This window comes from Pantoea sp. YR525, from assembly GCF_900116775.1.
Taxonomy (GTDB): Bacteria; Pseudomonadota; Gammaproteobacteria; order Enterobacterales; family Enterobacteriaceae; genus Pantoea; species Pantoea symbiotica.
On sequence record NZ_FPBU01000021.1, the window covers coordinates 2,296 to 5,510 of the forward strand.

At 53.3% G+C, this 3,215-nt stretch carries 2 rRNA genes; both read left to right on the plus strand.

Features of this window, described 5'->3' with window-relative positions:
* The first annotated feature begins 79 nt into the window (after positions 1-79).
* Positions 80-2,988, plus strand: a 23S ribosomal RNA gene (locus BM323_RS24100).
* 106 nt (positions 2,989-3,094) lie between these two features.
* Positions 3,095-3,210, plus strand: a 5S ribosomal RNA gene (gene rrf / locus BM323_RS24105).
* Positions 3,211-3,215 lie beyond the last annotated feature (5 nt).

The following is a 3,215-nucleotide window of genomic DNA, read 5'->3' on the forward strand; positions in this document are numbered from 1 at the left end:
ATAGGAAATGAATAACAACATGTTCGAGTCTCTCAAATGCTTGCAGTCTGCAGCGTTGCAAAACGCCTGTGGGTTGTGAGGTTAAGCGACTAAGCGTACACGGTGGATGCCCTGGCAGTCAGAGGCGATGAAGGACGTGCTAATCTGCGTAAAGCGTCGGTAAGGTGATATGAACCGCTACAGCCGACGATGTCCGAATGGGGAAACCCGGTGCACTCAGTGCATCATCGCAACATGAATACATAGTGTTGCGAGGCGAACCTGGGGAACTGAAACATCTAAGTACCCAGAGGAAAAGAAATCAACCGAGATTCCCCCAGTAGCGGCGAGCGAACGGGGAACAGCCCAGAACCTGAATCAGTTTGTGCGTTAGTGGAAGCGTCTGGAAAGTCGCGCGATACCGGGTGATAGCCCCGTACACGAAAGTGCACATACTGTGAGTTCGAAGAGTAGGGCGGGACACGTGGTATCCTGTCTGAATATGGGGGGACCATCCTCCAAGGCTAAATACTCCTGACTGACCGATAGTGAACCAGTACCGTGAGGGAAAGGCGAAAAGAACCCCGGCGAGGGGAGTGAAACAGAACCTGAAACCGTGTACGTACAAGCAGTGGGAGCCTTGATTTATCAGGGTGACTGCGTACCTTTTGTATAATGGGTCAGCGACTTATATTCTGTAGCAAGGTTAACCGTATAGGGGAGCCGCAGGGAAACCGAGTCTTAACTGGGCGTTAAGTTGCAGGGTATAGACCCGAAACCCGGTGATCTAGCCATGGGCAGGTTGAAGGTTGGGTAACACTAACTGGAGGACCGAACCGACTAATGTTGAAAAATTAGCGGATGACTTGTGGCTGGGGGTGAAAGGCCAATCAAACCGGGAGATAGCTGGTTCTCCCCGAAAGCTATTTAGGTAGCGCCTCGTGAACTCATCTTCGGGGGTAGAGCACTGTTTCGGCTAGGGGGCCATCCCGGCTTACCAACCCGATGCAAACTGCGAATACCGAAGAATGTTATCACGGGAGACACACGGCGGGTGCTAACGTCCGTCGTGAAGAGGGAAACAACCCAGACCGCCAGCTAAGGTCCCAAAGTCATGGTTAAGTGGGAAACGATGTGGGAAGGCACAGACAGCCAGGATGTTGGCTTAGAAGCAGCCATCATTTAAAGAAAGCGTAATAGCTCACTGGTCGAGTCGGCCTGCGCGGAAGATGTAACGGGGCTAAACCATGCACCGAAGCTGCGGCAGCGACGCTTAGGCGTTGTTGGGTAGGGGAGCGTTCTGTAAGCCGTTGAAGGTGTCCTGTGAGGGGTGCTGGAGGTATCAGAAGTGCGAATGCTGACATAAGTAACGATAAAGCGGGTGAAAAGCCCGCTCGCCGGAAGACCAAGGGTTCCTGTTCAACGTTAATCGGAGCAGGGTGAGTCGACCCCTAAGGCGAGGCTGAAAAGCGTAGTCGATGGGAAGCAGGTTAATATTCCTGCACTTGGTGTTACTGCGAAGGGGGGACGGAGAAGGCTAGGTTATCCGGGCGACGGTTGTCCCGGTTTAAGCGTGTAGGCTGACATCTTTGGTAAATCCGGGGTGTCTTAAGGCTGAGGCGTGATGACGAGTCACTACGGTGATGAAGTAACTGATGCCCTGCTTCCAGGAAAAGCCTCTAAGCTCCAGGTAACACGAAATCGTACCCCAAACCGACACAGGTGGTCAGGTAGAGAATACCAAGGCGCTTGAGAGAACTCGGGTGAAGGAACTAGGCAAAATGGTGCCGTAACTTCGGGAGAAGGCACGCTGGCGCGTAGGTAGAGGGACTTGCTCCCCGAGCCGAAGCCAGTCGAAGATACCAGCTGGCTGCAACTGTTTATTAAAAACACAGCACTGTGCAAACACGAAAGTGGACGTATACGGTGTGACGCCTGCCCGGTGCCGGAAGGTTAATTGATGGGGTTATCCGCAAGGAGAAGCTCTTGATCGAAGCCCCGGTAAACGGCGGCCGTAACTATAACGGTCCTAAGGTAGCGAAATTCCTTGTCGGGTAAGTTCCGACCTGCACGAATGGCGTAATGATGGCCAGGCTGTCTCCACCCGAGACTCAGTGAAATTGAAATCGCTGTGAAGATGCAGTGTACCCGCGGCAAGACGGAAAGACCCCGTGAACCTTTACTATAGCTTGACACTGAACATTGAGCCTTGATGTGTAGGATAGGTGGGAGGCTTTGAAGCGTGGACGCCAGTCTGCGTGGAGCCAACCTTGAAATACCACCCTTTAATGTTTGATGTTCTAACGTAGGCCCGTGATCCGGGCTGCGGACAGTGTCTGGTGGGTAGTTTGACTGGGGCGGTCTCCTCCCAAAGAGTAACGGAGGAGCACGAAGGTTGGCTAATCCTGGTCGGACATCAGGAGGTTAGTGCAATGGCATAAGCCAGCTTGACTGCGAGAGTGACGGCTCGAGCAGGTGCGAAAGCAGGTCATAGTGATCCGGTGGTTCTGAATGGAAGGGCCATCGCTCAACGGATAAAAGGTACTCCGGGGATAACAGGCTGATACCGCCCAAGAGTTCATATCGACGGCGGTGTTTGGCACCTCGATGTCGGCTCATCACATCCTGGGGCTGAAGTAGGTCCCAAGGGTACGGCTGTTCGCCGTTTAAAGTGGTACGCGAGCTGGGTTTAGAACGTCGTGAGACAGTTCGGTCCCTATCTGCCGTGGGCGCTGGAGAATTGAGGGGGGTTGCTCCTAGTACGAGAGGACCGGAGTGAACGCACCACTGGTGTTCGGGTTGTCATGCCAATGGCATTGCCCGGTAGCTAAGTGCGGAAAAGATAAGTGCTGAAAGCATCTAAGCACGAAACTTGCCCCGAGATGAGTTCTCCCTGACTCCTTGAGAGTCCTGAAGGGACGTTGAAGACTACGACGTTGATAGGCCGGATGTGTAAGCGCAGCGATGCGTTGAGCTAACCGGTACTAATGACCCGTGAGGCTTAACCTTACAACGCCAGAGGCGTTTTGGTCTGAGAGACCGATATTTTCAGCTTGTTTTACGGATTAAAGATTTAGCGGAAGCGAAGGTTATTCGTTTTTGCACAAAGAATTTGCCTGGCGGCTTTAGCGCGGTGGTCCCACCTGACCCCATGCCGAACTCAGAAGTGAAACGCCGTAGCGCCGATGGTAGTGTGGGGTCTCCCCATGCGAGAGTAGGGAACTGCCAGGCATCAA